Source organism: Legionella santicrucis (assembly GCF_001468135.1).
Lineage (GTDB): Bacteria > Pseudomonadota > Gammaproteobacteria > Legionellales > Legionellaceae > Legionella > Legionella santicrucis.
Map to the genome: position 1 here is coordinate 2241 of NZ_LNYU01000063.1, position 1852 is coordinate 4092.

Consider the following 1852-nt stretch of genomic DNA (forward strand, 5'->3'; position numbering starts at 1 on the left):
ATCCTGTCACCGATTAAAACATGAGTTTAATGCAGCATCACAATTACTCAGTGAAATGAGCAATATGCTACCCAATAGAAAAAAACAGGGGCTTGTTGACAAACTAAAAAGTGCGATTACCTATTTTAAAAATCAAAGGCAACGCATGGATTATAACTTTTATCAAATGAACAATTTGCCCATTGGCTCGGGGGTTACCGAAGCGGCTTGCAAGACTCTTATTAAACAACGCCTCTGCCAATCAGGAATGAAGTGGAAAAATCAGGGTATTTCAATGGTTCTGCATTTAAGAGCGTTGATATCAACCAAAGGTCGTTGGGAACAATTTTGGGAGCGTATTCATCAAGCAGTTTTAATCGGTCTGGCAGAAATTTGCTAGTTATGTATAAGAAACAAAACAGTACATTAATTCGAGGTCATACCCTAGCCAGGGATGATCGTGCACGATGGTTAAAAGAATAGGGCTTGATGGGTAATTGCCGATATCCACGCACCATCATACTAAAATTACGGGATTTTTTGCATTTTAAACTTGTTGAGCCTGATCAAAAAGCAAAATATTGCATATTGATGGGTGGGGTGGTGATTATTTTTTGTATAACTTACTGCTGAGAGAGCCGAAGGCATGGACTTTCCGGACACCCTCTAAGGAGCGAAAAAAAATTATTCTGCCCATTTTTAAAAAATTATTGTTTATTTTCAAGCATCTTGTTAGTATTCCTTTCTTTTTATTAAGGAACATTGTATGCCTAAAATGTTTGATGATTTACCGTATAAACTAGCAGGGGATTATGCTCACGATACGGTTGGTCAGGTGTATACTCAGCAAAAAAATACTTCGAACAATAAGAGAGATGTAGCCTTTTATTATGAAGAAGGGCTTTATTGGATAGATCCCGCGTATGCTAGGACTCCGATGGCAATTGCCATACAAGATATTATTTATAAATATACGGATAAGCGAGTCACGGATATATCACAGGTAAAAGTTTACACGTATAATCCATCTAATGTGTACTTTTCTACGGAATTAGATTTCAACTCTCCCACCAATACTAACTTGTTGAGTAATGTTTCTGTTAGTATTCAATCACTTGAAGACTTACAATATTTGCAAAAGATCCCAAAGCCTATTGCGGCGGCCATCTCTGAAGTTCAGCCTATTGTTTTTAAGGCTTATCCTCTTGCAAGGCTGGTTGAAATGGATCTTGATGTGCTTATTTTTTTAAAAGATAAAACAAACCTTGATCCACTTTTAGAAGTGCTGAAAACCAAAACACCGACCTCTCAAAATTCTTCAGCGTTTTTTATGAAGACGCCGGCTAGTGAAAAAAATGCTGCTGACGAGTTAACGCCCTCTTGCCAATCCCGTTTATTTCGACCACAAGTATAGGATGATTATAATTTTCAGGTCGTTATCAAGGCTTATACTATTCGCCAGTTAATAAATGAACCCCAAGTTAGGGTTCATTATTATAAAGAATTATTAGGTAACGTCCTCTTCAGACGAAAATACTTCTCCAATTCACGTTTATGAAATCGATTTAGCAAGCGTAGCCTGTATTAGACTAAGTTGTAATACCGAGTCTAAACGATCCTCATTAAACATCTATAATAAATCAGCATAAGCATCATAATTAAAATTAATTGTTGAAACGGTTCTTCACTCATGAAAATGCAACCATAACCACCATTATCTCTTTAGCTATTTTCAATGAAAATCGTAATAAATTACAGGCTCTTCTCCTAAAATAATTCTATTTAAGAGGGTGTCCGGAAAGTCCATGCCTTCGGCTCTCTCAGCAGTAAGTTATACAAAAAATAATCACCACCCCACCCATCAATATGCAAT

1 protein-coding gene and 1 pseudogene are annotated in these 1852 nt (G+C 36.7%); both read left to right on the top strand.

The annotated features are described in order from the left end of the window. A pseudogene (locus Lsan_RS23030) lies at nucleotides 1–379 on the top strand (ISKra4 family transposase); the annotation flags it as partial. A gap of 366 nt (nucleotides 380–745) precedes the next feature. Then, the gene (locus Lsan_RS12485; protein WP_058514566.1) at nucleotides 746–1393 is read left to right on the top strand and encodes a hypothetical protein; all 648 of its coding nucleotides are present in this window, start codon (nucleotides 746–748) and stop codon (nucleotides 1391–1393) included. Nucleotides 1394–1852 lie beyond the last annotated feature (459 nt).